Origin of the sequence: Enterobacter cloacae complex sp. GYL001 (genome assembly GCF_049237125.1) — a bacterium.
In the GTDB taxonomy this organism is placed as follows: Bacteria; Pseudomonadota; Gammaproteobacteria; order Enterobacterales; family Enterobacteriaceae; genus Enterobacter; species Enterobacter hormaechei_C.
Genome location: NZ_JBMKGW010000001.1, coordinates 62,361 through 88,706 on the forward strand (window position 1 = coordinate 62,361; position 26,346 = coordinate 88,706).

Here is a 26,346-nt window from a genome sequence, read left to right on the forward strand (position 1 = left end):
AGAGTAACAATGTAGCAAGAGCCTGATCCTGATGTATTCAGGCTTTTTGCTGCGATTAGGGAAGGAATTATGGATGAGTCACGCGATAGAGTTTATCGAAACATCACTCTTTACCCGGCAGATTAAAAGCATTGCTACGGATGATGAATTAAAGGATCTGCAAAAGGAACTCATTGCCTGGCCTGATAAAGGCGACCTGATACAACAGACGGGTGGGTTACGTAAAATAAGGATGGCGGCAGGTTCAAAGGGAAAGAGAGGCGGTGCCAGAGTGATTTACTTTTTGGCCACGGAGGAGGTGATCTATTTCATCATGGCCTATCTAAAAAGCACTAGGGACAGCCTGACTGAGACAGAGAAAGCTGAACTTAAAAAACTAACTTCTGTTCTGAAAAATAGTGCTTCCTGTGCCGTAAATGGTAGGTGTACTATGTACCCTATTCAGGCAGGAGGAGGCAGACAATGAGTATATTTGATGAATTAAAATCTTCGCTTGAAGAAGCCGTTGAGATCCACAGCGGAAAGAAAACAGCTTCCAGAGTAACCCGCTATGAAGTTGCAGATGTTCGCGCAATCAGAGAACAGCTCAATATTACCCAATGCGAAATGGCGAAGGCGCTTGGCACGAGCGTTGACACGATAAAAAGCTGGGAGTCCAAACGTCGCAACCCAACCGGGCTGGCGGCGAAGGTACTTAACGTGATTCGGGAGAATCCTGCATTTTATAAGGCCCTTGCCGGGCAGTAGGCAGCCCTCTTGCCGGGTGGCGCTGCGCTTACCCGGCCTACAAATCTGCTTTACCGTAGGCCTGATAAGCGAAGCGTCATCAGGCACGCCCTTCATTGACACAACTTTAATGATAATTATTTTCATTTAAACATAGCCTGTGCTATACCTTATAGCACAGGCTAATTTTGCTTTGAATTTAATCACCTCAGGAGACTTCTGCGATGCATCCACGGCAAGGATTGAAGCGTCTGTTGCTCGGCGCGCTGCTCATGACCGCGACCACTACCGGCGCGCTGGCGGCTGAAAAGTTCCAGGTCATCACCACTTTTACCGTTATCGCTGATATGGCGAAAAACGTGGCGGGGGATGCCGCAGAGGTCACCTCCATCACCAAACCGGGCGCGGAAATTCACGAATACCAGCCCACCCCGGGCGATATCAAACGCGCGCAGAAGGCACAGCTGATCCTGGCGAACGGCATGAATCTGGAGCTGTGGTTCCAGCGCTTTTATCAGCATCTGAACGGCGTGCCGGAGGTGATTGTCACCAAAGGCATCACCCCGATGGGCATCAGCGAAGGGCCCTATAACGGCAAGCCCAATCCGCACGCGTGGATGTCGCCGGATAACGCCCTGATTTACGTCGATAACATCCGCGACGCGCTGGTGAAGTACGATCCGGCCAACGCACAGACCTATCAGCGCAATGCGGAAGCCTACAAGCAGAAGATCACCGCCACTCTCGAACCGCTGCGCAAGCAGGTCGCGGAGATACCTGAAGACAAACGCTGGATGGTAACCAGCGAAGGGGCGTTCTCCTATCTGGCGCGGGATTTGGGCCTGAAGGAGCTTTACCTGTGGCCGATCAACGCCGATCAGCAGGGCACGCCGCAGCAGGTGCGCAAGGTTATCGATCTGGTGAAAAAACATCACATTCCGGCGGTGTTTAGCGAAAGCACGGTCTCGGATAAGCCCGCCCGTCAGGTGGCGCGTGAAACCGGCGCCCACTATGGCGGCGTGCTGTACGTCGACTCTCTGAGCGCTGAAAACGGCCCGGTGCCGACCTATATCGATCTGCTGAACGTCACCACCCGCACGCTGGTGCAGGGCATCCGTGACGGCATGAAGGAGTAACCATGCACGAGGGGATTGTTGTAACCGACGTGACCGTGACCTACCGCAACGGCCACACGGCGCTGCGCGACGCATCGTTCAGCGTGCCGGGCGGATCGATTGCCGCCCTGGTGGGGGTGAACGGTTCCGGCAAGTCCACGCTGTTTAAGGCGGTGATGGGGTTTGTGCGGGCGGCGAGCGGCACTATCTCCATTCTGGGGCTGCCGCCTCACCGGGCTCTGCGTCAGAACCTGGTCGCCTACGTGCCGCAGTCGGAAGAGGTCGACTGGTCGTTTCCGGTGCTCGTCGAGGACGTGGTGATGATGGGCCGCTACGGGCATATGGGGTTTCTGCGTCGTCCCAAAGAATGCGATAAGCAGATCGTCACCGACGCCCTGAAGCGTGTAGATATGCTCGAGCTGCGCCATCGGCAGATTGGCGAGCTGTCCGGCGGGCAGAAGAAGCGCGTGTTTCTGGCCCGTGCGATTGCCCAGCAGGGCGAGGTGATCCTGCTCGACGAGCCGTTTACCGGCGTGGACGTCAAAACCGAAGCCAGGATCATCAGCCTGCTGCGGGAGCTGCGCGACGAGGGTAAAACGATGCTGGTCTCGACCCATAACCTGGGCTCGGTCACGGAATTCTGCGATTACACGGTGATGGTCAAAGGCACCGTGCTGGCGAGCGGCCCGACGGAAACCACCTTTACCGCCGAGAATCTTGAGCGCGCCTTCAGCGGCGTGCTGCGCCACGTGGTGCTCAGCGGCTCGGAAGATCGCATTATTACCGACGACGAACGCCCCTTCGTCACGCACCGTCAGGAGGCCAAATGAACGTGCTTCTCGAACCCTTCGGCTACGAGTACATGCTCAACGCGATGTGGGTCTCGGCGATGGTGGGCGGGCTATGCGCGTTTCTCTCCTGCTATCTGATGCTCAAAGGCTGGTCGCTGATCGGCGATGCGCTGTCGCACTCCATCGTGCCGGGCGTAGCGGGGGCCTACATGCTCGGGCTGCCGTTCTCGCTGGGGGCGTTCCTGTCGGGCGGGCTGGCGGCGGGCAGCATGCTGTTTCTCAACCAGCGCAGCCGCCTGAAGGAGGACGCCATTATCGGGCTGATCTTCTCCTCGTTTTTCGGGCTGGGGCTGTTTATGGTCTCGCTCAACCCGACCTCGGTGAACATTCAGACCATCGTCCTCGGCAATATTCTGGCTATCGCCCCGGAAGATATCGTCCAGCTGGCGATTATCGGCGTGGTGTCGATAGTTATCCTGCTGTTCAAATGGAAAGATCTGATGGTGACCTTTTTTGATGAGAACCACGCCCGCGCCATCGGTCTGCGTCCTGAACGCCTGAAAATCCTCTTCTTCACGCTGCTGGCGGTCTCTACCGTGGCGGCGCTGCAAACCGTCGGCGCATTTCTGGTGATCTGTCTGGTGGTCACGCCCGGCGCGACCGCGTGGCTGCTGACCGACCGTTTCCCGCGCCTGCTGATGATTGCCGTCGCCATTGGCAGCATCACCAGCTTCCTCGGCGCGTGGGCCAGCTATTACCTGGACGGCGCCACCGGCGGCATTATCGTGGTCGCCCAGACGCTGCTGTTCCTGATGGCGTTCGTCTTTGCGCCGAAGCACGGGCTGCTTGCCAGCCGCCGTCGGGCGCGGGAGGCACACCCATGTTGACGCTGCTTCTCGAACCGTTCCAGTTTGCGTTTATGAACAACGCGCTGCTGATTTCACTCCTGGTGGCCGTGCCCTGTGCGCTGCTGTCGGTTTTTCTGGTGCTGAAAGGCTGGGCGCTGATGGGCGACGCCATGAGCCACGCGGTGTTTCCCGGCGTCGTGCTGGCCTGGATGATGGGCCTGCCGCTGGCGCTGGGTGCATTCGTGGCCGGTCTTTTCTGCGCGGTCGCCACCGGATATCTGAAGGATAACAGCCGCATCAAACAGGATACGGTCATGGGGATCGTCTTTTCCGGCATGTTCGGCGCCGGGCTGATCCTCTATATCGCCGTCAAACCTGAGGTGCATCTCGACCACATTCTGTTCGGCGATATGTTGGGTATTAACGGGATGGACATTCTGCAAAGCGGTCTCGTCGCGGGGCTGATTGCGCTGGTGATTGGCCTGAAGTGGCGCGATTTTCTGCTGTTCTGCTTTGACTATCAGCAGGCGCAGGCGAGTGGCCTGCGCACCCGCTGGCTGCACTACGGCTTACTGTGCATGGTTTCGCTGACCATCGTTGCGACGCTGAAAGCGGTGGGGATCATTCTGTCGATTTCCCTGCTGATTGCGCCCGGCGCCGTGGCGGTGCTGATTACCCGACGCTTTCACATGGCACTGCTGGTGGCGGTCGCCGTTTCAGCGCTGGTGTCGGTAAGCGGCGTTTATGCCTCGTTTTATCTCGACAGCGCGCCTGCGCCGACCATTGTGGTCCTGTTCGCGATGGTGTTTATCGTGACGTTTGTGGTGACCAGCGTGAAGGCGCGTCGCCAGGAGCGTGTGACAGCAGGGTGATGACCTGTTCGCCGTGCTGCTGCCAGTGCAGGCGGAAGGCGGTGCCTTCTTCAAAGCCTGCCAGTTGACGGGTCAACGCCAGCGTGAGCGTCTTGTCGTCGAGCTTGGTAACGCGGGCGCAGTCAAAACCCATCCAGGCCTGTACCTGCGGAAAGAGGGCCTTAAACAGGCTCTCTTTGGCGCTGAAGACCAGCGTCAGGGCGAGGGCGAACGGGTATCCCAGGCGGGAAAGCACAGGTTCTTCCTGCGTATCAATAATGCCGTCTTTGATTTCCCTGGCTTCGTTTTCGAAGAGGATCGTTTCACAATCGATGCCGATAAGCGCCGGGTATTGCGTGACGACGGCTATCGCCTGCGTGCCGCTGTGGGTGATGCTGCCGGAAATACCTTGCGGCCAGAGCGGTTCCCCGCTGGGGCCGATGGCGGGCATGGTGTGGTCAGGTAAGGCGTGCGCGGCGGCGATGCGGCCTGCCAGGTGGTCGGCCTTGCGTTTGCGTCCGGCGTCAGCGAGCTGGGCGTGGTGGGGGAGCCAGAGGAGATCGGCGTCGGTAAAGGTGGCGGGGTCGAAAGTGATGCGGTGGAGGGTGTGGCCGGCGAGAGAAAATGTGCTGTGGGTGGTGTGCATGGTTTTTCCCCTCACCCTGACCCTCTCCCCGGAGGGGAGAGGGAAGGATTGACTTCAGTGCCTTAAAAACGCGTATTCACGCTCATATACCAGGTACGGCCCGGTTCATTATACGTATACGCGCCCGCACCGTACATATACGCGCCGGTGGTGGTATTACCCGTGGTCTGGGCGTTACCCGCACGCCACTGGCGCTTGTCGAAGACGTTGTCCACGCCGCCGGTCAGGCTGACGTTTTTGGTCACGTCCCAGGTCGCGCTCAGGCCAACGATGCTGTACGGGCTGACTTCGTCTTTCTCAGACCCGGTCACCGGCTGACCTTTGTAGTTGTACTTCTTCGGCTGCTGCTTGCCGTACCAGGTGAAGGTCGACTGCAATGAGACATCCTGACGTACCTGCCAGCTCAGGGTAGAGTTCAGCGTATACTCCGGGATGATCGACAGACGATCGCCGGTCTCCTTGTTCTTGCTTTGCAGCATGTAGGTGATGTTATTGGTCCAGTTGATGGTATCGCTGACCGGTACGTTCAGGGAGCCTTCCAGACCTTCCACTACCGCCTTCGGCACGTTTTCCCACTGGTAGATATCGGTGGTGACTTTGCCGGTGGACGTCTGGCCAATCGGCGCGTAGCCCGCTTCAATCTTGTTGCGGTAGTCGTTGCGGAACCAGGTCACGCCCGCCAGCCAGCCGTCGCGTTTCCACTCCAGGCCAATCTCTTTGTTGATACTGGTTTCCGCTTTCAGATCGTCGTTACCCATCATGTAGCAGCCCACGCCGTCGGAACTGGCGTAGCAGCCCTGGCCTTTGCTGTACAGCAGGTAGTTCGGGTTGGTCTGATACAGGCTTGGCGCTTTATAGGCGCGCGCGATGCCCATCTTCAGGGTGAAGTCATCCCCCAGACCTTGCGACAGGTTCAGGGACGGGCTCCAGTTATTACCCACAATGGTGTGGTGGTCGAAGCGCAGAGCAGGGGTCAGCATGGTGCTGTCGGTCAGCTCCATGTTGTTTTCGGCGAACAGGGAGAAGATCTCCGCTGAGGTGTACGGGCTACGGTCTTCACTCATGCCCGGGATGGTGCCCCCCTGTTGGGTTTGCGTGAAGGAGGTCGAGTCCTTCATGCGCTGCTGGTTCCACTCGGTGCCGAGCGTCAGGTTTTGATTCACAATGAAATCAATCGGCAGGTTGATTTCGCTGTGCAGCATCACGTCGGCCAGGTCGGTATCGGTGAATTTATTGCTGTTGAACAGGCCTTCCAGACCGCCCGCCAGGCCTTCGCCCAGACGCGAGTTGCGGGTGTGCTCGTACTGCGCCCAGTTGCTGGTGGTAATGCCGTTATCCCAGCCGCCGTTCCAGGTCACCGCGAAGTTCTGACGATAGATACGGTTAGTCTCTTTACCGTAGTTCTTCTTCACCAGCCCGCTTGAGCTGTTGTCGTTGTTGGTATTCTGGGTATCGCCCGCGTAAAGGTTGTTCTGGCGGCTGTATCCCGCCTCAAACTCCAGGGACTGCATAGGCGCAAAGTCCCAGCGCACCACGCCGTTGATGTCTTTATTCTCGACCCCTTCACGGCCTGCCGGCAGCGTGTCGGCATATGCGCCGGTACGGTCAGACTGATGGCCCTGGTTAATGTCCCAGGCGTCGGCCTGGGTTTTATCCAGGTTACCGTACATGCGGAAGCTGAAATCCCCGCCCAGCGGGCCGCTCAGGCTGAAGTTAGTGCGTTTGGTGGAACCTTCGTCTTTATGCTCTGGCGCATTCAGGTAGGTGTTCCAGGAGCCGTGCCACTGGTCGTCAAATTTTTTGGTGATGATGTTCACCACGCCGCCCGCCGCGCCGTTACCGTAGCGGGCAGCAGCCGGGCCACGGATCACTTCGATGCGCTCGATCATCTCCGGCGGGACCCAGCCGGTATCGCCGCGGGTATCACGCTCGCCGCGCCAGCCCAGACGGATGGAGTTGCGGCTGGTGACCGGCTTGCCGTCGATCAGGATCAGGGTGTTTTCCGGGCCCATGCCGCGAATGTCAATCTGACGGTTATTCCCGCGCTGGCCGCTGGTGGAGTTGCCGGTCAGGTTAACGCCCGGCATGGTGCGGATGATTTCCGCCACGTCCCGCGCGGGCGGGTTTTTGCGGATCTCGTCGGCGGTGATGGTCGACACGCCCGGCGCCTGCAAATTCTGCTCGGCGGCGGTGATCACCATGGTGTCTTCATGCTGCGCGGAGGCGGTGTTGTCGTCTGCCATGACGGGCAGCGCGACACCATAAATCCCTAAATTGACCAGCAAGGCCAGAGAGTGAATCTTCTTATTCATTGTACGTCCCGCTTTTATGGTTATTTAATGAGCGCGCTTCCCACAGCGCGGGCATTACGCTATTGCAAATGCAAATAGTTATCAATAATATTATCAATAAAATTTGCTCTGAAACAAAAAAGACTGTTAAACATGGGGTTATAAGGGTGACGGCGTTAACAACCGGAAGTGAAGCGTGGTGGCAGGCGAAAGACGGGCCGGAACGGGAACGTCATCAGGAAAACTATCGCGTGACATTCTGGTGGCGGGACCCGGCGGGAACGCAGAAAACGTCGACGGTTAAACGCGTCTGGCTCTACGTCACCGGTGTGACCGATCACCATCAAAATGCCCGTCCGCAGTCCCTTGAACGTATCCCGGATACCGACGTCTGGCAGTGGCAGGGCGAGTTCAGCCCCGAATGGCGCGGCAGCTACTGTTTTATCCCCTCCGACAATGAAAACGATTTTGCCAGCGCAGTGTTTGAAGGCGATCAGCCGGACCGCATGGCGCTGCGCGAAGGCTGGCGCAAACTATTGCCGCACGCGGTGTCCGACCCGCTGAATGCCCAGAGCTGGCGCGGCGGGCGCGGGCACGCCGTCTCGGCGCTGGAGATGCCGGAGGCGCCCGTACAGCCCGGCTGGAACCATCCCGATACCCCTTACAAAAAGCCTGTCTGCATTGAGTGGCACAGCGCGCGTCTGAAGAACCGTCGCCGCGTGTGGATTTTTACCACCGGGGATGAAAGCCCCGAGCGCCCGCTGGCGGTGCTGCTCGACGGGCAGTTCTGGGCCGAAAGCATGCCCGTCTGGCCTGCGCTGGCGTCGCTCACCCATGAAGGCAAACTGCTGCCTGCGGTCTATGTCTTAATCGACGTGATTGACACCGCACACCGCAGCCGCGAGCTGCCGTGTAACCCTGATTTCTGGCTGGCGGTGCAGGACGAACTTCTCCCGCAGGTGAAAAGCATGGCCCCGTTCAGCGACCGCGCCGACCATACCGTGGTGGCGGGTCAGAGCTTCGGCGGGCTCTCTTCCCTCTATGCGGGCCTCAACTGGCCGCAGCGTTTTGGCTGCATCCTCAGCCAGTCCGGATCCTACTGGTGGCCGCACCGCGGCGCGCAGCAGGACGGGCTGCTCATCGAACAACTCAAAGCGGGTGACAAAACCGCTCGCGGGCTGCGCATCGTCCTTGAGGCCGGGCGCAACGAGCCGCTTATTTTGCGCGCAAACCAGGCGATCCTCGCCGAACTACACACTCAGCAACCGGTTTTCTGGCGTCAGGTTGACGGCGGACACGATGCGCTTTGCTGGCGCGGTGGGCTGACGCAGGGGCTGATGACCCTCTGGCAGCCGCTTATTCAATAACGGAGTCTGTATGGAATTCAGCAATCCTTTCGATAATCCGCAGGGACAGTTCGCCATTTTGCAAAATGACCAGGGGCAGTACAGCCTGTGGCCGCAGCAGTGCGAGTTGCCCGCGGGCTGGCGCGTGGTCTGCGAACCGCAATCTCAGGAGGCGTGCCAGCAGTGGCTGGCGGAACAGTGGCAGACGCTTGAGCCGTCATGTTTTGCGGGGGAGCGCGCATGAACCGTCTCCCTCTTGTCGCCGCCCAGCCGGGGATCTGGATGGCAGAGCAGCTTTCCTCCCTGCCAAATGCCTGGAGCGTCGCGCACTACACCGAGCTGAAAGGCGCTATCGATGCGCCATTGCTGGCAAAAGCCATCGCTGAAGGCATGATGCAGGCCGACACCCTGCGGATGCGTTTTGCCGAAGATAACGGTGAGGTGTGGCAGTGGATCGATGAGGCCATGCTCCTGCCGGAGCCGTCCATCGTGCGCGTTGACTCCCACGACGCCGCCGTGGCGCTGATGGAGGCCGATCTCAACCAGAACCTGCGCGTCGACAGCGGTCAGCCGCTGGCGTTTCACCAGCTGATCCAGGTGGGAGAAAGCCACTGGTACTGGTATCAGCGGTATCATCATCTGGTGGTAGATGGCTTCAGCTTCCCTGCTATTACCCGTCAGATCGCCGCCATTTACGCTGCGTGGCAGAAAGGTGAATCCACGCCGGCCTCGCCGTTCACCCCGTTCGCCGAGGTGGTGGAGGAGTATCAGCGCTATCGCGACAGCGAGGCGTATCAGCGCGACGGTGCTTTCTGGGCCGCACAACGCAAACAGCTTCCTTCTCCGGTCTCGCTCTCTTCCGCGCCGCTGCCGGGACGCGCCGCCACCACCGATATCCTGCGCCTGAAAATTGCGATGGACGGCCGTGCGTTCAGCCAGCTTGCACAGAAGGCAGGCCAGGCGCAGCGTACCGATCTGGCCCTTGCGCTGGTGGCGCTGTGGCTGGGCCGCCTGACCGGACGGCTGGACTACGCCGCCGGGTTTATCTTTATGCGCCGCATGGGCTCCGCCGCGCTGACCGCGACCGGACCGGTGCTCAACGTCCTGCCGCTGGCGGTGAATATTCGCCCGCAGGAGAGCCTGCCGGAACTGGCGCTGCGCCTGGCGAACCAGCTGAAAAAGATGCGCCGCCATCAGCGTTACGACGCCGAGCAGATCGTGCGCGACAGCGGACGTGCCGCAGGCGACGAAGCCCTTTTTGGTCCGGTGCTGAACGTCAAGGTGTTCGATTATCAGCTGAATATCGACGGCGTGGAGGCCATTACCCACACGCTGGCGACCGGCCCGGTGAACGATCTGGAGCTGGCGCTGTTCCCGGACGAGCAGGGCGGACTGAGCATTGAGATCCTCGCCAACGGGCAGCGTTACGACGAGGCGACGCTGAAGGGGCACGCGGCGCGCCTGAACGCAATGCTGACGCAGTTTGCCGCCAATCCGGACCTGCGCTGTGGCGACGTGGAAACCGTATCAGAGCAGGAATACGCCCGGCTGGCGCGCATCAACGATACCGGGCTGGCGCTGCCGTCCACCACGCTGGCGGATCTTGTGGCGGAGCAGGCGAGCAAAACGCCGGACGCCCCCGCGCTGGCGGATGCCCATACTGAACTGAACTACCGCCAGATGCGCGAGCAGGTGGTCGCGCTGGCAAACCTGCTGCGCGCGCGCGGCGTGAAGCCGGGCGACAGCGTGGCGGTGGCGCTCCCGCGCTCGGTGTTCCTGACCCTGGCGCTGCACGGGATTGTTGAAGCAGGCGCCGCCTGGCTGCCGCTGGATACCGGTTACCCGGATGACCGTCTACGGATGATGCTGGAGGACGCGAAGCCGTCGCTGCTCATTACCACCGACGAGCAGCTTCCGCGCTTTAACGATCTGCCGATCGCCACCTTTAGTTACAACACACTATTACCGGCCACCGATGCTGAACCTCTGCGCCTGGCGAAGCCGGAGCAGACCGCGTACATCATCTTTACCTCCGGTTCGACGGGGCGTCCAAAAGGGGTGATGGTCGGCCATACCGCCATCGTTAACCGCCTGAAGTGGATGCAGGATCATTATCCACTGGCGGCGCATGACGTGGTGGCGCAGAAAACGCCGTGCAGCTTTGACGTGTCGGTGTGGGAGTTCTGGTGGCCGTTTATCGCCGGGGCGAAGCTGGTGATGGCCGAGCCGGACGCGCACCGCGATCCGCAGGCGATGCAGGGCTTCTTCGCAGAATATGGCGTAACCACCACCCACTTCGTGCCGTCGATGCTGGCGGCGTTCGTCGCCTCGCTGACGCCGGAAAACGTCGACTGTTGCAGGACGCTGAAGCAGGTGTTCTGTAGCGGCGAGGCGTTGCCGACTGCGCTGTGTCGCGAGTGGGAACAGCTCACCCATGCGCCGCTGCACAACCTCTATGGCCCGACCGAAGCGGCGGTGGATGTGAGCTGGTATCCGGCGTTTGGCCCCGAGCTGGCGGCGGTGGAGGGCAACAGCGTGCCAATTGGCTTCCCGGTGTGGAATACGGGGCTGCGCATTCTGGACGCGATGATGCGCCCGGTGCCGTTCGGCGTGGCGGGGGATCTCTATCTCACCGGCATCCAGCTGGCGCAGGGGTATCTGGGACGCCCCGACCTTACCGCCAGCCGCTTTATCGCCGATCCGTTTGCCCCCGGCGAGCGAATGTACCGCACCGGGGACGTTGCCCGCTGGCTGGACAACGGCGCGGTGGAATATCTGGGCCGCAGCGACGATCAGCTGAAAATCCGCGGCCAGCGCATCGAGCTGGGCGAAATCGACCGGGCGATGCTCGCGCTGCCGGATGTGGCCCAGGCGGTGGCGCACGCCTGCGTGTTCAACCAGGCGGCTGCCACGGGCGGCGATGCCCGCCAGCTGGTGGGATACGTTGTCTCTGAATCCGGCTTACTGCTGGATCGCGACGCGCTGCTTGCATCACTCAAAGCCCAGCTGCCACCGCATATGGTGCCGGTGGTGCTGCTGCAAATCAGCGCGCTGCCGTTAAGCGCCAACGGCAAACTGGATCGCAAGGCGCTGCCGCTGCCGGAGCTGACCAGCAAAACTTCCGGTCGCGCGCCCGAGACGCAAACCGAAGTCACCGTGGCGCAGGCGTTTTCTGCCCTGCTGGGCTGCGCGGTGAACGATATCGAGGCCGATTTCTTTGCCCTCGGCGGCCACTCGCTGCTGGCGATGCGCCTTGCGGCTCAGCTCAGCCGTGCGTTCAGCCGCAAGGTCACGCCGGGGCAGATTATGGTCGCCTCGACGGTGAGCAAGCTTAGCGCCCTGCTGGACTCGCAGATGAGCGACGAGCAGGCGCAGCGTCTGGGGTATGAAACCGTTCTCCCGCTGCGTGAAAGCAACGGCCCCACGCTGTTCTGCTTCCATCCGGCGTCCGGCTTTGCCTGGCAGTTTAGCGTCCTGGCGCGCTACCTCAGCCCGCGCTGGTCAATCGTCGGCATTCAGTCTCCCCGGCCTGACGGGCCGATGCAGCAGTGTGCGGATCTCGATGCGGTGATCGAGCATCATCTGAACACGTTGCGTAAGCAACAGCCGCAGGGGCCGTATTATCTGTTCGGCTATTCCCTCGGCGGCACGCTGGCGCAGGGCATTGCGGCGCGTCTGCGCGAGCAGGGTGAAAACGTAGCGTTCCTCGGCCTGCTGGATACCTGGCCACCGGAAACCCAGAACTGGGCGGAGAAAGAGGCCAACGGCCTCGATCCGGAGGTGCTGGCGGAAATTGAGCGCGAACGTCAGGCGTTTATTGCCGCCCAGCAGGGGCAGGGCTCCAGCGAGTTGTTTAACGCCATTGAAGGCAACTATGCGGACGCGGTGCGGCTGCTCACCACGGCACACAGCGCGCGGTTTGACGGTAAAGCGACGCTGTTTGTCGCCGAGCGAACGCGAACCCTGGATCCGCAGGCCGCGTGGGCGCCGTGGGTGGATGAGCTGGAGGTGTACAGCCAGGACTGCGCCCACGTGGATATTATTTCACCGCAGGCGTTTGAAAAGATTGGGCCGGTACTGAAGGAAATTTTTGGATAGTGCAAATGCCCGGTGGCGCTGCGCTTACCGGGCCTACGGGAGCTGAATGTAGGCCGGGTAAGGCGTAGCCGCCACCCGGCAATTACCGCCGACCCAACGGCACCACCAACGGCGTACCCGCCACCGGATCCTCAATAATCATGCAGCGCATGCCGTAGATCCGCGCGATCAGATCCGGCGTCACAATTTCCTTCGGCGCGCCCTGCGCCACAATCTCGCCGTCGCGCAGCGCAATCAAATGCGTAGCGTAGCGGCACGCCTGGTTTAAATCGTGCAGCACCGCTGCCAGGGTGTAGCCCTGCGTGCGGTTCAGTTCGCTCAGCAGCTCCAGCAGGTCAATCTGATGGCTGATATCCAGCCAGGTCGTCGGCTCGTCCAGCAGCATGATGGAGGTCTCCTGCGCCAGCACCATCGCGATCCACGCGCGCTGGCGCTGTCCGCCGGAGAGGGTATCGACGCTTTGCTGGGCCAGATCGGTGATGCCCGTCGCCTGCATCGCGCGCTTCACGGCCTCGTCGTCCTCCTTGCGCCAGCGGGTAAACAGCGGCTGGTGCGGATAGCGCCCGCGGGAGACCAGCTCCTGCACGGTAATATCCCCCGGCGTGGTGGCGTTTTGCGCCAGCAGCCCAATTCGGCGCGCCACCTCTTTGCTGGCGAAGCGCTGGATCTGCTCCCCGTCGAGGAACACGCTGCCCTCAACCGGCGACATCAGGCGGCTCAGCGTGCGCAGCAATGTCGATTTGCCGCAGCCGTTTGGCCCGATGATGGCGGTGAAGTGGCCGTCCGGAATGGCAACGGATAAGTCCCGGGCAATGATTTTTTTACCGTAGCCGAGGGTCAAGTTTTCGCCGCGCAAGCGGGGTGTTGAATCTGTCATTTCTTGCGTGACTCCTGAACGAGCAAGACGATGAGGTAAATCCCGCCGAGGCTGACGGTCACCACGCCCACCGGCAGTTGATAAGGCGTAAACAGCCGCTGAGCGCAGAGATCGGCGGCCAGCAGTAATACTGCGCCGCATAGCGCTGCCTGGGTTAATCCCCAGCGCGCGGTGCCGCTAAGTCGCCGCGCGATATGCGGCGCGACAAGGGCAATAAACGAGATCGGCCCGGCGATGGCGGTAGACGCTGCGGTCAGCAAGACCGCCACCAGCATCAGCATCAGGCGCGAGCGCTCTACGCTCACGCCCAGCGCGCAGGCGCTGTCGTCGCCCATCTCCAGCAGGCGCATGCGCCTGACCAGCAGCAGCGCGCCAATAAACATCAGGATAATCAGCGGCGCGGCGGGCCAGGTTTTTCCCCACGTCAGACCGTTGAGGGAACCGGCGTACCACAGCCCGGCGGAGAGTGCGGTTTCCAGCGACGCCTGTAGCAGAAGCCAGGTGTTAAACGCCATCAGCATCGCGCGGATGCCGATCCCGATGATGATCAGGCGGAAGGTGTCGATGCCGTTGCGCCAGGCCAGGGCCCAGATAAGCAGGGAGGTGAGAATGCCGCCCGCCATCGCCGTAAAGGTAATGGCCATGAGATGCTGCCCGAACAGCACCATCGCCACCAGCACGCCGCTCCACGCGCCGGTATTCAGGCCCATCACGTCCGGGCTGCCGAGGGGGTTACGCATAAGCGACTGGAATATCGCGCCGCTGACGCCAAGCGCCGCGCCAACCAGGATCGCCATCGCCACGCGCGGCAGTCGCCATTCGGTGACCACCATGGTGATGTTACGCGGCGCGCTGCCGGTGAGAGCGTGAAAGACCTGCGCGAAATCAAGCGTTACGGCACCGCTTTGCAGGCTCCAGACCGCCAGCAGCAGACTGGCGACGACCAGCAGGGCGACGCTGGTGAGTAATCGACGGGACGGGGCCATCATGCGCCACCCCCGCGTCTGCGTCGTACCAGGAAGATCAGCACCGGCGCGCCGATAAAGGCGCTGACCACCGAGACGCGCAATTCACCCGGCACCAGCAGGCGGCCCAGTACGTCGGCAAACAGCAGCAGGGCAGGGGTCGCCAGCAGCGTGACCGGCAGTGACCAGCGGTGATCCGCCCCCACCAGCCAGCGCGCCATGTGCGGCATCATCAGGCCGATGAAGGCAATCGGCCCGACGACGGCGGTCGCGCTGCCGCACAGCACGGTGATGACAAGCAGGCCCGTCAGCTGCGTGCGCGCCACGCGGTTGCCGAGGGCGGTCGCGGTGTCGCTGCCGAGGCTCAGGCTGTTGAGCGCCCGGCTTAAACACAGCGCTACGGCGGCAGAGATAAACACCGGGAATGCCACCACTTTCAGGGTATCAAGGGTACGGATATCCAGCGAACCGGCCTGCCAGAAGCGCAGCTGGTCATACACGTCCGGGTTGAGCAGGGCGATGCCGTTCGATAAGCCTTCCAGCACCGCCGCGAGCGCCACGCCCGCCAGTGTCAGACGTACCGGGCTGAGCTGTCCGCCGCCCTGGCTGCCGGTAAAGGCCACCACCAGCGAGGCGGCCAGCGCGCCGCAGAAGGTCATCACCAGCTGTTCAGACGGAGAGGTGAAACCAAACAGCGCCGCGCCGAGCACAATGGCGAAACTGGCACCAGAGTTCACGCCGAGAATGCCAGGGTCCGCCAGCGGGTTGCGGGTGAGGGTTTGCATCAGGGCACCGGCAAGCCCGAGTGCGCCACCGGCCAGCAGGCCGGCAAGGGTGCGGGGCAGGCGGGCGTCGAGCACGATAATGCAGTCGGCGCTCTGACAGGTACCGGAGAGCGCATCGACAATAACGGACGCGGGCAGCGGCTTCGCGCCAACCAGCAAACTGAGTGCAATCGCAAGGATCAACAGCAGCAATAAAACGGGCACGGCTACGGCGCGCACCGCGGAAGAGGAAAACGACATAGCAACGTCCATGATGTGATAATGATAGTAATTATCGTTATCTATCTTATTTGGCTATGTTAGCATGTGCGCCCATGGAAATGGTAGACCGATACCTCAAGGCCTTGTCATGAATCAAAAATCCTGGCTGCTCAACCACAGCCTGCTGAAAACGCACCCGGCGTTTCGAGCGGTTTTTATCGCCCGCTTTATCTCCATTTTATCCCTCGGCCTGCTCGGGGTCGCCGTGCCGGTACAGATCCAGACCATGACCCACTCCAGCTGGCTGGTGGGGTTATCCGTCACCTTAACCGGCGGGGCGATGTTTATCGGCCTGATGGTGGGCGGCGTACTGGCGGACCGCTACGAGCGTAAAAAACTGATCCTGCTGGCGCGCGGCACCTGCGGGGTGGGCTTTGTCGGGCTGTGTCTGAACGCAATGCTGCCGGAGCCGTCGCTGATGGCGATTTATGCCCTGGGCCTGTGGGACGGCTTTTTTGCCTCGTTAGGCGTGACGGCGCTGCTGGCGGCCACGCCCGCGCTGGTCGGGCGCGAGAACCTGATGCAGGCGGGGGCGATCACCATGCTCACCGTGCGCCTCGGTTCGGTGATTTCGCCGATGGTCGGCGGCCTGCTTCTGGCGACCGGCAACGTGGCGTGGAACTACGGCCTTGCCGCGGCGGGAACCTTTATCACCACCCTGACGCTGCTGCGTCTGCCGCTCCTGCCACCGCCGCCGCAGCCGCGCGAGCATCCGCTGAAGTCCCTGATGGCCGCGATTCGTTTTCTGTTCAGCAACCCGCTGATTGGCGGCATTGCGCTGCTCGGCGGCCTGCTGACGATGGCGAGCGCCGTGCGCGTGCTATACCCGGCGCTGGCGGGCGAGTGGCAGATGAGCCCCTCAGAGATTGGCGTGCTGTACGCCGCCATTCCGCTCGGCGCCGCGTGCGGGGCGCTGACCAGCGGAAACCTGGCGCAGAGCGCGAGACCGGGGTTAATCATGCTGGTGGCGACGCTGGCCTCGTTTATCGCGATTGGTTTCTTCAGCCTGATGCCGGTGTGGGCGCTGGGGGTGATGTGTCTGGTGATTTTTGGCTGGCTGAGCGCGGTCAGCTCTCTTTTACAGTACACCCTGATCCAGACCCAGACGCCGGAAGGGATGCTCGGGCGCATTAACGGCCTGTGGACGGCGCAGAACGTCACGGGCGATGCGATTGGCGCAGCGATCCTCGGCGGGCTGGGGGCGATAATGACCCCGGTGGCGTCGGCGAGCAGCAGCGGGTTTGTGTTAGCCGTGGTTGGCGTAATTTTATTGGCGGTTTTGGTGGAGTTGCGTCGGTTCAGGCAGAACCTGTAGGTCGGGTAAGGCGTAGCCGCCACCCGACAAAACGCCCGGTGGCGCTGCGCTTACCGGGCCTACGGGAAACGTGCCACTTATTTAAAAATTGAATTCAAACGCTGCAACACCAACAACGCGCTGTAATAATCCAGGCGGAACGTCTCCGTTCCCAGCGCCCAGACGCGCTTGTTCTTGACCGACGGCAGATGCGCCAGCAGCGGATTGGCGTAAATCGCGTCCACGTCTTTCTGGTCGCCGGCAAACACGAACAGCCCTTCGCCGTTCAGCCCCGTCGCCAGGTTTTCCCCGCCCAGCTGAATAATGTCGTGACGCTTGCCCTGGCTTTGCGAGGTGTGCAATCCATCAGGTAACGCCGCCAGCGTGAAGCCCAGCTGGTGCAGCAGCTTGCCCTGAGCCGAGTCTGTCGTCCACAGGTTCGCCGTGTGCGCCGCGGCGGTGTAGACGATGGCGTTCACCGGCTGCGGCGGCAGCTTCATCTGCTGCTTCACCTGGGCGAGCTGTTTATCGAAGGCAGCGATGCGCTCTGCGGCCTGTGTTTCCTGCCCGGTGATCGTCCCCAGCTGGGTCAGCAGTTCCTGCCAGCTTTTGTCGTCGTAGTTAATGATAAGCGTCGGGGCGATGGCGGAAAGCTGATCGTAGAGCGCCAGCGCGGAATCCCCGCCGGTGGCGCTGATCAAAATCAGGTCCGGCATCTGGGCCGCGACCGCTTCGGCGCTCGGCTCGCCGATGTACAGCCGGGCAACCTTACGCTGTTTCGCGATATCGCCCCACTGACGTAAAAAGCCCTGTGCATCCGCCACGCGGTTGTTTGGCGTGGTGGCTCCGCTGGCAATAACCGGGGCGTCAATGGCCAGCAGGGAGCCGGTTAGGGTCACGCTGGTGGAGACAATGCGCGTCGGTTTGCTCTCAAGCGTATGTACGCCGCGGCTGTCTGTGACCTGACGCGGCCAGTCGGCGGCCGTCGCTGAGGTTAGTCCTAAAACAAAAAGTCCTGTTAAAAGAAAGGCATTACGGCAAACGGCAGGGAGTTTCACAGAGCGGCATCCTGTTTTTGTTGAAGTTAATGCTTCTCATTTTCATGATTGCGGGGAAGGTATGCAAGCGTTAGTCGCACAAGTTGTTTGCTCTGCGGTTGACACCAGGGCGATGTGGGATTAGGTTAGCCGACGAAAATATAAATGATAATCATTATTACTGCTTTTATCATTTTAGGAGGATGATATGGATACGTCATTGGCTGAGGACCTTCAGCACACCGCGACCACGCTGCAATCAGACAGCTTTTTCTTTATGTCGCCCTATCGCAGTTTTACCACGTCAGGCTGTTTTGCCCGTTTTTCTGAACCCGCCGTCGGCGGTGACGATCCGGCGGGCCCCTTTCAGCAGAAATTAGCTCAGGCTTTCCAGAATGCGAAAAACAGCGGCATTGCCCATCCGGTGATGGTAGGGGCGATCCCCTTCGATACCCGCAAACCGTCATCGCTGTTTATTCCGCAACGCTGGCAAACCTTCTCCCGCCCGGCGCGTCAGCAGTCCGCACGCTACGCCTCCGGCGCGCAGACGCTGAATGTGCAACAACGCACCGAGATCCCGCCGCAGCCGGTTTTCGAGGAGATGGTCGCCCGCGCCGCGTCGCTCACCGCCACGCCGCAGGTGAATAAGGTGGTACTGTCGCGCCTGATTGATATCGCCACCGACAAACAGATTGATAGCAGCGCGCTGATGGAGCGTCTTATCGCCCAGAACCCGGCTAGCTTTAACTTCCACGTACCGCTGGAAGACGGCGGCGTGCTGCTGGGCGCCAGCCCGGAACTGCTGCTGCGTAAAGAGGGCGCGCACTTTAGCTCGCTGCCGCTGGCGGGCTCTGCGCGCCGTCAGCCGGACGATGTGCTGGATCGCGAAGCGGGCACTAAGCTGCTGGCCTCCGAAAAAGACCGTCACGAGCACGACCTGGTAACGCAGGCGATGAAAACCATTCTGGAACCGCGCAGCCATCATCTGACCATGCCGGCTTCCCCGCAGCTCATCACCACCCCGACGCTGTGGCATCTGGCGACGCCGGTAGAAGGTGACGCGCGTGAAAACGAGAACGCCCTGACGCTGGCCTGCCTGCTGCACCCGACGCCAGCGCTGAGCGGCTTCCCGCATCAGGCGGCAAAAGAGCTGATTGCCGAGCTGGAGCCGTTCGATCGTGAGCTGTTCGGCGGCATCGTCGGCTGGTGCGACAGCGAAGGTAACGGCGAGTGGGTGGTAACTATCCGCTGCGCGCGGCTGCATCAAAATACCGTTCGCCTGTTTGCCGGCGCGGGCATTGTGCCTGCTTCCTCCCCGGTGGGCGAGTGGCGCGAGACGGGCGTGAAGCTCTCCACCATGCTCAACGTGTTTGGTTTGCACTAAGGAATACTCATGACCATCCCTTTTACCCGCTGGCCTGAGGATTTTGCCCGCCGCTACCGTGAAAAAGGCTACTGGCAGGATCTGCCGCTGACCCACATCCTGACGGACCATGCGGACAACGATGCGGTCGCGATAATTGACGGCGATCGCCGCATCACCTACCGCGCGTTTAATCAGGCGGTGACGAATCTGGCGTCTGTCCTTCAGGCGCAGGGGCTGCATCGCGGCGAGACCGCGCTGGTGCAGCTCGGCAACGTGGCCGAGTTCTACATCACCTTCTTCGCGCTGCTGCAAATCGGCGTCGCACCGGTTAACGCGCTCTTTAGCCATCAGCGCAGCGAACTCAACGCCTACGCGGAGCAGATCAAACCCGCCGTGCTGATTGCCGATCGCGACCACACGCTGTTCGCGGGTGATGATTTTCTCAATACCTTTGTGGATGCGCATCGCTCGGTACGCGTTGTGCTGCTACGCGGCGATAAGGGCGAACACGCGCTGGAGGCGGCGATTGCACGCCCGGCGGACAATTTCATCCCGAACCCGACGCCCGCCGACGAAGTGGCGTTCTTCCAGCTCTCCGGCGGCAGCACCGGCACGCCGAAGCTGATCCCGCGTACGCACAACGACTACGACTACAGCATCCGTCGCAGCAACGAAATCTGCGGTATCACTGCGCACACCCGCTATCTGAACGCGCTTCCTGCGGCGCATAACTACGCCATGAGCTCGCCGGGATCGTTAGGCGTTTTCACGGCGGGCGGCTGCGTGGTGCTGGCTAACGATCCGAGCGCCACGCTCTGCTTCCCGCTGATTGAGCAGCATCAGATAAACGTCACCTCACTGGTGCCGCCCGCGGTCAGCCTGTGGTTGCAGGCGATTGCCGACGGCGCGGGGAACGCCCAGCTGAAATCCCTCGAACTGCTCCAGGTAGGCGGCGCACGTCTCTCCGCCACGCTTGCGGCACGTATTCCGGCGGAAATTGGCTGCCAGCTTCAGCAGGTGTTTGGCATGGCGGAAGGGCTGGTGAACTACACCGCCCTCGACGATGCGCCGGAGCGCATCATCAATACCCAGGGCCGCCCGATGTGCCCGGACGATGAAGTGTGGGTGGCGGACGAGGACGGCAACCCGCTGCCGCGCGGGGAAGTCGGGCGTCTGATGACGCGCGGCCCTTACACCTTCCGCGGCTATTTCAATAGCCCGGAACACAACGCCAGCGCCTTTGATGCCAACGGTTTCTACTGCTCGGGCGATCTGATCGCCATCGATGAGCAGGGTTACATCACCGTGCAGGGGCGCGAGAAAGATCAGATCAACCGCGGTGGCGAGAAGATCGCCGCCGAAGAGATCGAAAACCTGCTGCTGCGCCACGACGCGGTGATCCACGCCGCGCTGGTGAGCATGGAGGACAGCCTGCTGGGCGAAAAAAGCTGCGCGTACCTGGTGGTGAAACAGCCCCTGCGCGCGGTGGAGGTGCGCCGCTTCCTGCGCGAGCAGGGCGTCGCCGAATTTAAGCTGCCGGACCGCGTGGAGAGCGTGGATGCGCTTCCGCTCACGCCGGTCGGCAAAGTTGATAAGAAACAGTTGCGCCTGTGGCTTGCTGAACGCGCCCGGGGCTGAGGAACAGAGAATGGCCATTCCAAAATTAACCGCATACGCGCTGCCAACCGCCGCCGAACTGCCGACCAGTAAAGTGAACTGGGCGTTTGAACCGGAGCGCGCCGCGCTGCTGATCCACGATATGCAGGAGTACTTCCTGAACTTCTGGGGCGAAAATAGCGACATGATGCAGCAGGTAGTGGCGAACATCGCTAAACTGCGCGCGTACTGCAAAGAGCACAATATTCCGGTGTACTACACCGCGCAGCCGAAAGATCAGAGCGATGAAGACCGCGCCCTGCTGAACGATATGTGGGGGCCGGGCCTGACTCGCTCGCCGGAGCAGCAGCGCATCGTCGCTGAGCTGACCCCGGACGAAGCGGACACCGTGCTGGTGAAGTGGCGCTACAGCGCGTTTCACCGCTCGCCGCTGGAGCAGATGCTTAAAGAGACCGGGCGCAACCAGCTTTTGATCACCGGCGTGTACGCCCACATCGGCTGCATGACCACCGCCACCGACGCCTTTATGCGCGACATCAAACCGTTCTTTATCGCCGACGCGCTGGCGGATTTCACCCGCGACGAGCACCTGATGTCGCTGAAATACGTGGCAGGACGTTCGGGCCGCGTGGTGATGACCGACGAGCTGCTGCCGTCCGTTCCGACAACGAAAGCCGCGCTGCGTGAGCTGATCCTGCCGCTGCTGGACGAGTCCGACGAGCCGATGGATGACGAAAACCTGATCGACTACGGTCTGGATTCAGTGCGGATGATGGCGCTGGCCGCCCGCTGGCGCAAAGTGCACGGCGACATTGATTTCGTGATGCTGGCAAAAAATCCGACCCTCGATGCCTGGTGGGCGCTGCTCTCCCGCGAGGTGAAGTGATGGCTTTTGATTTCACCGGTAAAACGGTCTGGGTGACGGGCGCGGGTAAGGGCATTGGTTATGCGACCGCGCTGGCATTTGTGGAGGCCGGGGCGCAGGTGACCGGGTTCGATCTGGCTTTCCCTCACGGCGAATATCCGTTTGCCACCGAAACGCTGGACGTGGCGGATGCGGCGCAGGCGAGTGACGTCTGCGGGCGTTTGCTCAGCAGCCTTGAGCGGCTCGATGTGCTGGTTAACGCGGCGGGCATTCTGCGTATGGGCGCGACGGATCAGCTCTCGCAGGAGGACTGGCAGCAGACCTTTGCGGTCAACGTCGGCGGCGCGTTCAACCTGTTCCAGCAGACGATGGGCCAGTTCCGTCATCAGCAGGGGGGGGCGATTGTGACGGTGGCCTCTGACGCGGCGCACACGCCGCGCATCGGCATGAGCGCCTACGGCGCGTCGAAAGCGGCGCTGAAAAGCCTGGCGCTGACCGTCGGGCTGGAGCTGGCGGGCAGCGGCGTACGCTGTAACCTGGTGTCGCCGGGTTCAACGGATACCGACATGCAGCGCACCCTGTGGACCAGCGATGATGCGGAACAGCGGCGCATTCGCGGCTTTGGCGAGCAGTTCAAGCTCGGCATTCCGCTCGGTAAAATTGCCCGTCCACAGGAGATTGCTGCGACCGTGCTGTTCCTGGCATCCGATGCCGCCAGCCATATCACCTTGCAGGATATCGTGGTGGACGGCGGCTCCACGCTGGGGGCGTAATGATCTGGAAACGTCATTTAACGCTCGAGGAGCTGAACGCCACCAGCCTGAATACGATGGTGGGGCACCTTGGCATCGTCTATACCCGCCTCGGGGACGATACGCTGGAAGCGGAGATGCCGGTGGATGCCCGCACCCACCAGCCGTTTGGCCTGCTGCATGGCGGCGCCTCGGCGGCGCTGGCGGAAACGCTGGGCTCAATGGCCGGTTTTCTGATGACCCGTGACGGGCAGAACGTGGTGGGCACGGAACTGAATGCCACGCACCACCGCGCGGTCTCTCACGGTAAGGTACGCGGCGTGTGTCAGCCGCTGCATCTGGGCCGTTCCAGCCAGAGCTGGGAGATCGTGGTGTTCGACGAGCAGGGGCGGCGGTGCTGTACCTGTCGGTTGAGTACGATGGTGTTGGGGTAAGTCATTCAGCTGAAAGTGATCGGCTTAACACTGTGGTGTAAATCTCTGGTTTGACCACGCATTATTGCGTTTCAAAGTTGTTAAATTTTATCCGTTGTTCTAGAAACAAAATGTAACATCTCACTGTTTCACAACAACGGACAACAACTATGAACAACTCAGGGAAATACCTTACGTGGGCGGTGCTCTCCGTGGTGGGAGCCTTTGCCCTGGGCTATATCGCCCTCAACCGGGGGGAGCAGATCAACGCGCTGTGGATCGTCGTCGCCTCCGTCTGCATTTATCTGATCGCATACCGTTTTTATGGCCGCTATATCGCGAAGACGGTACTGGGCGTAGACGGCACGCGCATGACGCCGGCCGTGCGTCATAACGACGGGCTGGACTACGTGCCGACCGATAAAAAAGTGCTGTTCGGTCACCATTTCGCGGCGATTGCCGGGGCAGGCCCGCTGGTGGGGCCGGTACTGGCCGCGCAGATGGGCTACCTGCCAGGGATGATCTGGATCCTTGCGGGGGTGGTGCTGGCGGGCGCGGTGCAGGACTTCATGGTGCTGTTCGTCTCCACCCGCCGCGACGGTCGTTCGCTGGGTGAGCTGGTGAAAGAGGAGATGGGCGCAACCGCCGGGGTGATTGCGCTGGTGGCGACCTTTATGATCATGGTGATCATCCTCGCGGTGCTGGCGATGATCGTTGTGAAAGCCTTGACCCACAGCCCGTGGGGAACCTATACCGTCGCCTTCACCATTCCGCTGGCGCTGTTTATGGGGATCTATATCCGCTATCTGCGTCCGGGGCGCATTGGTGAAGTTTCAGTTATTGGCCTGGTGTTCCTGGTGTTTGCCATTATCTCCGGCGGCTGGGTAGCGGAAAGCCCGACCTGGGCGCCGTTCTTCGACTTCACCGGCGTGCAGCTGACCTGGATGCTGGTGGGCTACGGTTTCGTGGCGGCGGTGCTGCCGGTATGGCTGCTGCTGGCTCCGCGTGACTACCTCTCTACCTTCCTGAAAATCGGCACCATCGTCGGGCTGGCGATCGGCATTCTGATTATGCGCCCGACCCTGACCATGCCTGCGCTGACCAAATTTATTGACGGCACCGGCCCGGTCTGGACCGGCAACCTGTTCCCGTTCCTGTTTATCACCATCGCCTGTGGGGCGGTGTCGGGCTTCCACGCGCTAATCGCCTCCGGGACCACGCCGAAGATGCTGGCGAATGAAAATCAGGCCTGCCTGATCGGCTATGGCGGCATGCTGATGGAATCCTTCGTGGCGATTATGGCGCTGGTTTCGGCCTGTATTATTGACCCGGGCGTTTACTTTGCGATGAACAGCCCAATGGCGGTACTGGCCCCGGCGGGCACCGTTGACGTGGTTGCCTCTGCCGCGCAGGTGGTCAGCGGCTGGGGCTTTGCGATTACCCCTGAAACGTTGACGCATATCGCTAATGAAGTAGGCGAGCAGTCGATTATCTCCCGTGCGGGTGGAGCGCCAACGCTGGCGGTGGGTATGGCCTACATCCTGCACGGCGCGCTGGGCGGGCTGATGGATGTCTCGTTCTGGTATCACTTCGCCATTCTGTTCGAGGCGCTGTTTATTCTGACGGCGGTGGATGCCGGTACGCGTGCGGCGCGCTTTATGTTGCAGGATCTGCTGGGGGTGATCTCCCCGAACCTGAAGCGTACCGATTCACTCCCGGCTAACCTGCTGGCGACGGCGCTGTGCGTGCTGGCGTGGGGCTACTTCCTGCATCAGGGCGTGGTCGATCCGCTCGGCGGGATTAACACCCTGTGGCCGCTGTTCGGTATCGCCAACCAGATGCTGGCGGGCATGGCCCTGATGCTCTGTGCCGTAGTCCTGTTCAAGATGAAGCGCCAGCGTTACGCATGGGTGGCGCTGGTGCCAACGGCGTGGCTGCTGATCTGTACCCTGACCGCGGGCTGGCAGAAAGCCTTCAGCCCGGACAATAAGGTGGGCTTCCTGGCGATCGCCAACAAGTTCCAGGCGATGATCGACAGCGGTAAGATCCCGGCACAGTACACCGAATCTCAACTGTCGCAGCTGGTGTTTAACAACCGTCTGGACGCCGGGCTGACCATCTTCTTTATGGTGGTGGTTGTGGTGCTGGCGTTGTATTCTCTGAAAACCGCGCTGGCGGCGTTGAAAGTCGACAAACCGACGGCGAAAGAGACGCCGTATGAGCCAATGCCTGAGAACCTGGACGAGATTGTCACCCAGGCGAAAGGGGCGCATTAACCCGTGTGCCGGGTGGCGGCTTCGCCTTACCCGGCCTACATTTCCTGTGAGATCAGAACTATGTTCGACACCCTTTCCAAAGCAGGTAAATACCTGGGCCAGGCCGCTAAAATGATGATTGGCGTGCCGGATTACGACAACTACGTCGAGCATATGCGCGTCAACCACCCGGACCAGACGCCCATGACCTACGAAGAATTTTTCCGCGACCGTCAGGACGCCCGCTACGGCGGCAAGGGCGGGGCGAAGTGCTGTTAACCCTCTTTTGGTAAATAGAGGCTGATCTGCTCCTGTTTACAGCCGTAAATTGCCGCCAGCTTTTCGCGGGTGCGCTTTTGCGGTCGGGAGTCCAGCGCTTCCAGCTGTGACACGGCGGACTGGCTGATGCCAAGCTTCTCCGCCACCTCCTGCTGGGACATGCCGCGTAAAATGCGCCAGGCGGCCTGTAGGCTGACGTTTTGCCAGGTCATGATGCTGCATACTTCTCCGGGCAATTCCACGTCATCTAGACTATCGTGTTCGACTTCAATATCCTCCAGATCGTCGTCGGTTTCGTCGTCAATTTCTGACATTTGTAAGAGCATACGAAAATATTCGTGATAGGGAATAACGGCGTACTGCGTTTTCCCGTTATCGTCCTTGATTAGCTGAACAGCCATAGGTGGCACTCTCCTCATGCAGGTAAGTCGTTGAAGTTCTGCGCTTGACGGCCAAAACATAACAATGGTTATCAGGATTGTCCCGAAGCGTATAGACGATGCGGTAATAGCCTACGCGAAGCCGGAAATGATCTTCGGTCGCCGATATTTTTTTGATATCTGGCCGGGGAGCCGAGCGGTCATCCAGCTCAGTAAGCTTTACCTCAATGCGACGCTGATACCGCTCGTCAATTCTGGAAAATGCCTTTTTTGCACCATTGGACCAGACAATCTTCATCCGTACCTCCACTGTACGCCCACACAAAATATAAGGAAATAATAAGACTATTAGATAAATTCCGAATTTCTAATGGGGTACTGTAGAGCGGAGAAAAAACGGGTGAAAGCGGCAAAACGCGAATCGTCGAGGCGGCTCGAACAGGCCTCTGCCGGGCGACAGAGGCTTGCAGTAAATTTGCGATCAGGCG

24 protein-coding genes and 1 pseudogene are annotated in these 26,346 nt (G+C 60.8%); 17 read left to right on the plus strand and 8 right to left on the minus strand.

All coding sequences use genetic code 11. The annotated features are described in order from the left end of the window. Nucleotides 1–73: 73 nt before the first annotated feature. The 6 genes and pseudogenes from ACOTWU_RS00295 to ACOTWU_RS00320 all read left to right on the plus strand — a co-directional run. Nucleotides 74–397 (plus strand): annotated as a pseudogene (locus tag ACOTWU_RS00295) (type II toxin-antitoxin system RelE/ParE family toxin); the annotation flags it as partial. 65 nt (nt 398–462) lie between these two features. After that, nucleotides 463–747 (plus strand): NadS family protein, encoded by a 285-nt coding sequence (gene nadS / locus ACOTWU_RS00300; protein WP_032670406.1) that lies wholly within the window; start codon nt 463–465, stop codon nt 745–747. A gap of 203 nt (nt 748–950) precedes the next feature. Continuing rightward, entirely contained in the window at nt 951–1,862 is a 912-nt protein-coding gene (gene sitA, locus ACOTWU_RS00305) for an iron/manganese ABC transporter substrate-binding protein SitA (RefSeq protein ID WP_040117351.1), read from the plus strand. A 2-nt stretch (nt 1,863–1,864) separates the two neighbouring features. Then, the gene (gene sitB, locus ACOTWU_RS00310) at nt 1,865–2,671 is read left to right on the plus strand and encodes an iron/manganese ABC transporter ATP-binding protein SitB (protein WP_017382524.1); all 807 of its coding nucleotides are present in this window, start codon (nt 1,865–1,867) and stop codon (nt 2,669–2,671) included. Continuing rightward, nucleotides 2,668–3,519, plus strand: coding sequence for an iron/manganese ABC transporter permease subunit SitC (gene sitC, locus ACOTWU_RS00315; RefSeq protein ID WP_023296090.1), 852 nt, complete (start codon nt 2,668–2,670; stop codon nt 3,517–3,519). Before sitB ends, sitC begins: the two co-directional genes overlap by 4 nt. Beyond that, entirely contained in the window at nt 3,513–4,352 is an 840-nt protein-coding gene (locus ACOTWU_RS00320) for a metal ABC transporter permease (protein ID WP_017382522.1), read from the plus strand. The genes sitC and ACOTWU_RS00320 overlap by 7 nt, the downstream gene beginning before the upstream one ends. On the opposite strand, the gene entD is transcribed toward ACOTWU_RS00320, so the two are convergent. Continuing rightward, nucleotides 4,288–4,977, minus strand: a complete 690-nt coding sequence (gene entD / locus ACOTWU_RS00325) for an enterobactin synthase subunit EntD (RefSeq protein ID WP_126499152.1) — start codon at nt 4,975–4,977, stop codon at nt 4,288–4,290. The two genes, ACOTWU_RS00320 and entD, sit on opposite strands and share 65 nt — an antisense overlap. A gap of 62 nt (nt 4,978–5,039) precedes the next feature. Beyond that, a complete protein-coding gene (locus ACOTWU_RS00330; RefSeq protein WP_015571183.1) occupies nt 5,040–7,289 on the minus strand; it encodes a TonB-dependent siderophore receptor in 2,250 nt (749 codons plus the stop codon). A 146-nt stretch (nt 7,290–7,435) separates the two neighbouring features. Here ACOTWU_RS00330 and fes point away from each other — a divergent pair, with 146 nt between their 5' ends. Genes fes through entF form a run of 3 tightly spaced genes read left to right on the plus strand, consistent with a single transcriptional unit; the run spans nt 7,436 to nt 12,712 of the window. Next, nucleotides 7,436–8,635, plus strand: coding sequence for an enterochelin esterase (gene fes, locus ACOTWU_RS00335; protein WP_045334393.1), 1,200 nt, complete (start codon nt 7,436–7,438; stop codon nt 8,633–8,635). 10 nt (nt 8,636–8,645) lie between these two features. After that, the gene (locus ACOTWU_RS00340) at nt 8,646–8,858 is read left to right on the plus strand and encodes an MbtH family protein (RefSeq protein WP_015571182.1); all 213 of its coding nucleotides are present in this window, start codon (nt 8,646–8,648) and stop codon (nt 8,856–8,858) included. Next, the gene (entF, locus tag ACOTWU_RS00345; RefSeq protein ID WP_126499153.1) at nt 8,855–12,712 is read left to right on the plus strand and encodes an enterobactin non-ribosomal peptide synthetase EntF; all 3,858 of its coding nucleotides are present in this window, start codon (nt 8,855–8,857) and stop codon (nt 12,710–12,712) included. The genes ACOTWU_RS00340 and entF overlap by 4 nt, the downstream gene beginning before the upstream one ends. Before the next feature lie 82 nt (nt 12,713–12,794). Here the strand turns inward: entF and fepC are convergent, their stop codons facing one another. From fepC to fepD, 3 genes are read right to left on the minus strand one after another with little or no spacing between them, the layout of a single operon-like run. Beyond that, complete coding sequence (gene fepC, locus ACOTWU_RS00350; protein WP_032652926.1) at nt 12,795–13,589, minus strand: iron-enterobactin ABC transporter ATP-binding protein; 795 nt, start codon at nt 13,587–13,589, stop codon at nt 12,795–12,797. Next, nucleotides 13,586–14,575 (minus strand): iron-enterobactin ABC transporter permease, encoded by a 990-nt coding sequence (gene fepG / locus ACOTWU_RS00355; RefSeq protein ID WP_026094382.1) that lies wholly within the window; start codon nt 14,573–14,575, stop codon nt 13,586–13,588. The genes fepC and fepG overlap by 4 nt, the downstream gene beginning before the upstream one ends. Next, complete coding sequence (fepD, locus tag ACOTWU_RS00360; protein WP_421625750.1) at nt 14,575–15,579, minus strand: Fe(3+)-siderophore ABC transporter permease; 1,005 nt, start codon at nt 15,577–15,579, stop codon at nt 14,575–14,577. Before fepD ends, fepG begins: the two co-directional genes overlap by 1 nt. Nucleotides 15,580–15,688: 109 nt before the next feature. Here fepD and entS point away from each other — a divergent pair, with 109 nt between their 5' ends. After that, on the plus strand, nt 15,689–16,915 hold the full coding sequence (entS, locus tag ACOTWU_RS00365) for an enterobactin transporter EntS (protein WP_126499154.1): 1,227 nt from the start codon (nt 15,689–15,691) through the stop codon (nt 16,913–16,915). A gap of 77 nt (nt 16,916–16,992) precedes the next feature. Here entS and fepB read toward each other — a convergent pair whose 3' ends face one another. Then, on the minus strand, nt 16,993–17,952 hold the full coding sequence (fepB, locus tag ACOTWU_RS00370) for a Fe2+-enterobactin ABC transporter substrate-binding protein (RefSeq protein ID WP_032103091.1): 960 nt from the start codon (nt 17,950–17,952) through the stop codon (nt 16,993–16,995). Between the two features lie 187 nt (nt 17,953–18,139). Here fepB and entC point away from each other — a divergent pair, with 187 nt between their 5' ends. The 7 genes from entC (at nt 18,140) to ACOTWU_RS00405 (ending at nt 25,478) form a co-directional block, all read left to right on the plus strand. Next, the gene (entC, locus tag ACOTWU_RS00375; RefSeq protein WP_017382512.1) at nt 18,140–19,315 is read left to right on the plus strand and encodes an isochorismate synthase EntC; all 1,176 of its coding nucleotides are present in this window, start codon (nt 18,140–18,142) and stop codon (nt 19,313–19,315) included. 9 nt (nt 19,316–19,324) lie between these two features. Further along, nucleotides 19,325–20,935, plus strand: a complete 1,611-nt coding sequence (gene entE, locus ACOTWU_RS00380; protein ID WP_017382511.1) for a (2,3-dihydroxybenzoyl)adenylate synthase EntE — start codon at nt 19,325–19,327, stop codon at nt 20,933–20,935. A 10-nt stretch (nt 20,936–20,945) separates the two neighbouring features. Further along, nucleotides 20,946–21,800 carry an isochorismatase gene (locus ACOTWU_RS00385; RefSeq protein ID WP_015571175.1) on the plus strand — a complete coding sequence of 285 codons (855 nt, stop codon included), beginning with the start codon at nt 20,946–20,948 and terminating at the stop codon, nt 21,798–21,800. After that, the gene (gene entA / locus ACOTWU_RS00390; RefSeq protein WP_015571174.1) at nt 21,800–22,552 is read left to right on the plus strand and encodes a 2,3-dihydro-2,3-dihydroxybenzoate dehydrogenase EntA; all 753 of its coding nucleotides are present in this window, start codon (nt 21,800–21,802) and stop codon (nt 22,550–22,552) included. The genes ACOTWU_RS00385 and entA overlap by 1 nt, the downstream gene beginning before the upstream one ends. Next, nucleotides 22,552–22,965 carry a proofreading thioesterase EntH gene (entH, locus tag ACOTWU_RS00395; protein WP_015571173.1) on the plus strand — a complete coding sequence of 138 codons (414 nt, stop codon included), beginning with the start codon at nt 22,552–22,554 and terminating at the stop codon, nt 22,963–22,965. The genes entA and entH overlap by 1 nt, the downstream gene beginning before the upstream one ends. 149 nt (nt 22,966–23,114) lie before the next feature. After that, complete coding sequence (gene cstA, locus ACOTWU_RS00400) at nt 23,115–25,220, plus strand: pyruvate/proton symporter CstA (protein WP_015571172.1); 2,106 nt, start codon at nt 23,115–23,117, stop codon at nt 25,218–25,220. A gap of 60 nt (nt 25,221–25,280) precedes the next feature. Continuing rightward, nucleotides 25,281–25,478, plus strand: a complete 198-nt coding sequence (locus ACOTWU_RS00405) for a YbdD/YjiX family protein (RefSeq protein WP_006809671.1) — start codon at nt 25,281–25,283, stop codon at nt 25,476–25,478. Here ACOTWU_RS00405 and ACOTWU_RS00410 read toward each other — a convergent pair. Beyond that, entirely contained in the window at nt 25,475–25,879 is a 405-nt protein-coding gene (locus ACOTWU_RS00410; protein WP_032670385.1) for a helix-turn-helix domain-containing protein, read from the minus strand. The genes ACOTWU_RS00405 and ACOTWU_RS00410 overlap by 4 nt on opposite strands. Continuing rightward, nucleotides 25,851–26,156, minus strand: coding sequence for a type II toxin-antitoxin system RelE family toxin (locus ACOTWU_RS00415; protein ID WP_126499155.1), 306 nt, complete (start codon nt 26,154–26,156; stop codon nt 25,851–25,853). The genes ACOTWU_RS00410 and ACOTWU_RS00415 overlap by 29 nt, the downstream gene beginning before the upstream one ends. Between the last annotated feature and the right edge of the window lie 190 nt (nt 26,157–26,346).

Coding starts and splice junctions, on each gene's coding strand:
- ACOTWU_RS00330 (WP_015571183.1), bottom strand. CDS start 7,289: ATGAATAAGAAGATTCACTCTCTGGCCTTGCTGGTCAATTTAGGGATT.
- fepD (WP_421625750.1), bottom strand. CDS start 15,579: ATGTCGTTTTCCTCTTCCGCGGTGCGCGCCGTAGCCGTGCCCGTTTTA.
- entD (WP_126499152.1), bottom strand. CDS start 4,977: ATGCACACCACCCACAGCACATTTTCTCTCGCCGGCCACACCCTCCAC.
- sitC (WP_023296090.1), top strand. CDS start 2,668: ATGAACGTGCTTCTCGAACCCTTCGGCTACGAGTACATGCTCAACGCG.
- fepC (WP_032652926.1), bottom strand. CDS start 13,589: ATGACAGATTCAACACCCCGCTTGCGCGGCGAAAACTTGACCCTCGGC.
- entS (WP_126499154.1), top strand. CDS start 15,689: ATGAATCAAAAATCCTGGCTGCTCAACCACAGCCTGCTGAAAACGCAC.
- entF (WP_126499153.1), top strand. CDS start 8,855: ATGAACCGTCTCCCTCTTGTCGCCGCCCAGCCGGGGATCTGGATGGCA.
- ACOTWU_RS00320 (WP_017382522.1), top strand. CDS start 3,513: ATGTTGACGCTGCTTCTCGAACCGTTCCAGTTTGCGTTTATGAACAAC.
- entE (WP_017382511.1), top strand. CDS start 19,325: ATGACCATCCCTTTTACCCGCTGGCCTGAGGATTTTGCCCGCCGCTAC.
- ACOTWU_RS00410 (WP_032670385.1), bottom strand. CDS start 25,879: ATGGCTGTTCAGCTAATCAAGGACGATAACGGGAAAACGCAGTACGCC.
- ACOTWU_RS00405 (WP_006809671.1), top strand. CDS start 25,281: ATGTTCGACACCCTTTCCAAAGCAGGTAAATACCTGGGCCAGGCCGCT.
- ACOTWU_RS00385 (WP_015571175.1), top strand. CDS start 20,946: ATGGCCATTCCAAAATTAACCGCATACGCGCTGCCAACCGCCGCCGAA.
- entC (WP_017382512.1), top strand. CDS start 18,140: ATGGATACGTCATTGGCTGAGGACCTTCAGCACACCGCGACCACGCTG.
- ACOTWU_RS00340 (WP_015571182.1), top strand. CDS start 8,646: ATGGAATTCAGCAATCCTTTCGATAATCCGCAGGGACAGTTCGCCATT.
- ACOTWU_RS00415 (WP_126499155.1), bottom strand. CDS start 26,156: ATGAAGATTGTCTGGTCCAATGGTGCAAAAAAGGCATTTTCCAGAATT.
- nadS (WP_032670406.1), top strand. CDS start 463: ATGAGTATATTTGATGAATTAAAATCTTCGCTTGAAGAAGCCGTTGAG.
- fepG (WP_026094382.1), bottom strand. CDS start 14,575: ATGGCCCCGTCCCGTCGATTACTCACCAGCGTCGCCCTGCTGGTCGTC.
- entH (WP_015571173.1), top strand. CDS start 22,552: ATGATCTGGAAACGTCATTTAACGCTCGAGGAGCTGAACGCCACCAGC.
- cstA (WP_015571172.1), top strand. CDS start 23,115: ATGAACAACTCAGGGAAATACCTTACGTGGGCGGTGCTCTCCGTGGTG.
- entA (WP_015571174.1), top strand. CDS start 21,800: ATGGCTTTTGATTTCACCGGTAAAACGGTCTGGGTGACGGGCGCGGGT.
- sitA (WP_040117351.1), top strand. CDS start 951: ATGCATCCACGGCAAGGATTGAAGCGTCTGTTGCTCGGCGCGCTGCTC.
- sitB (WP_017382524.1), top strand. CDS start 1,865: ATGCACGAGGGGATTGTTGTAACCGACGTGACCGTGACCTACCGCAAC.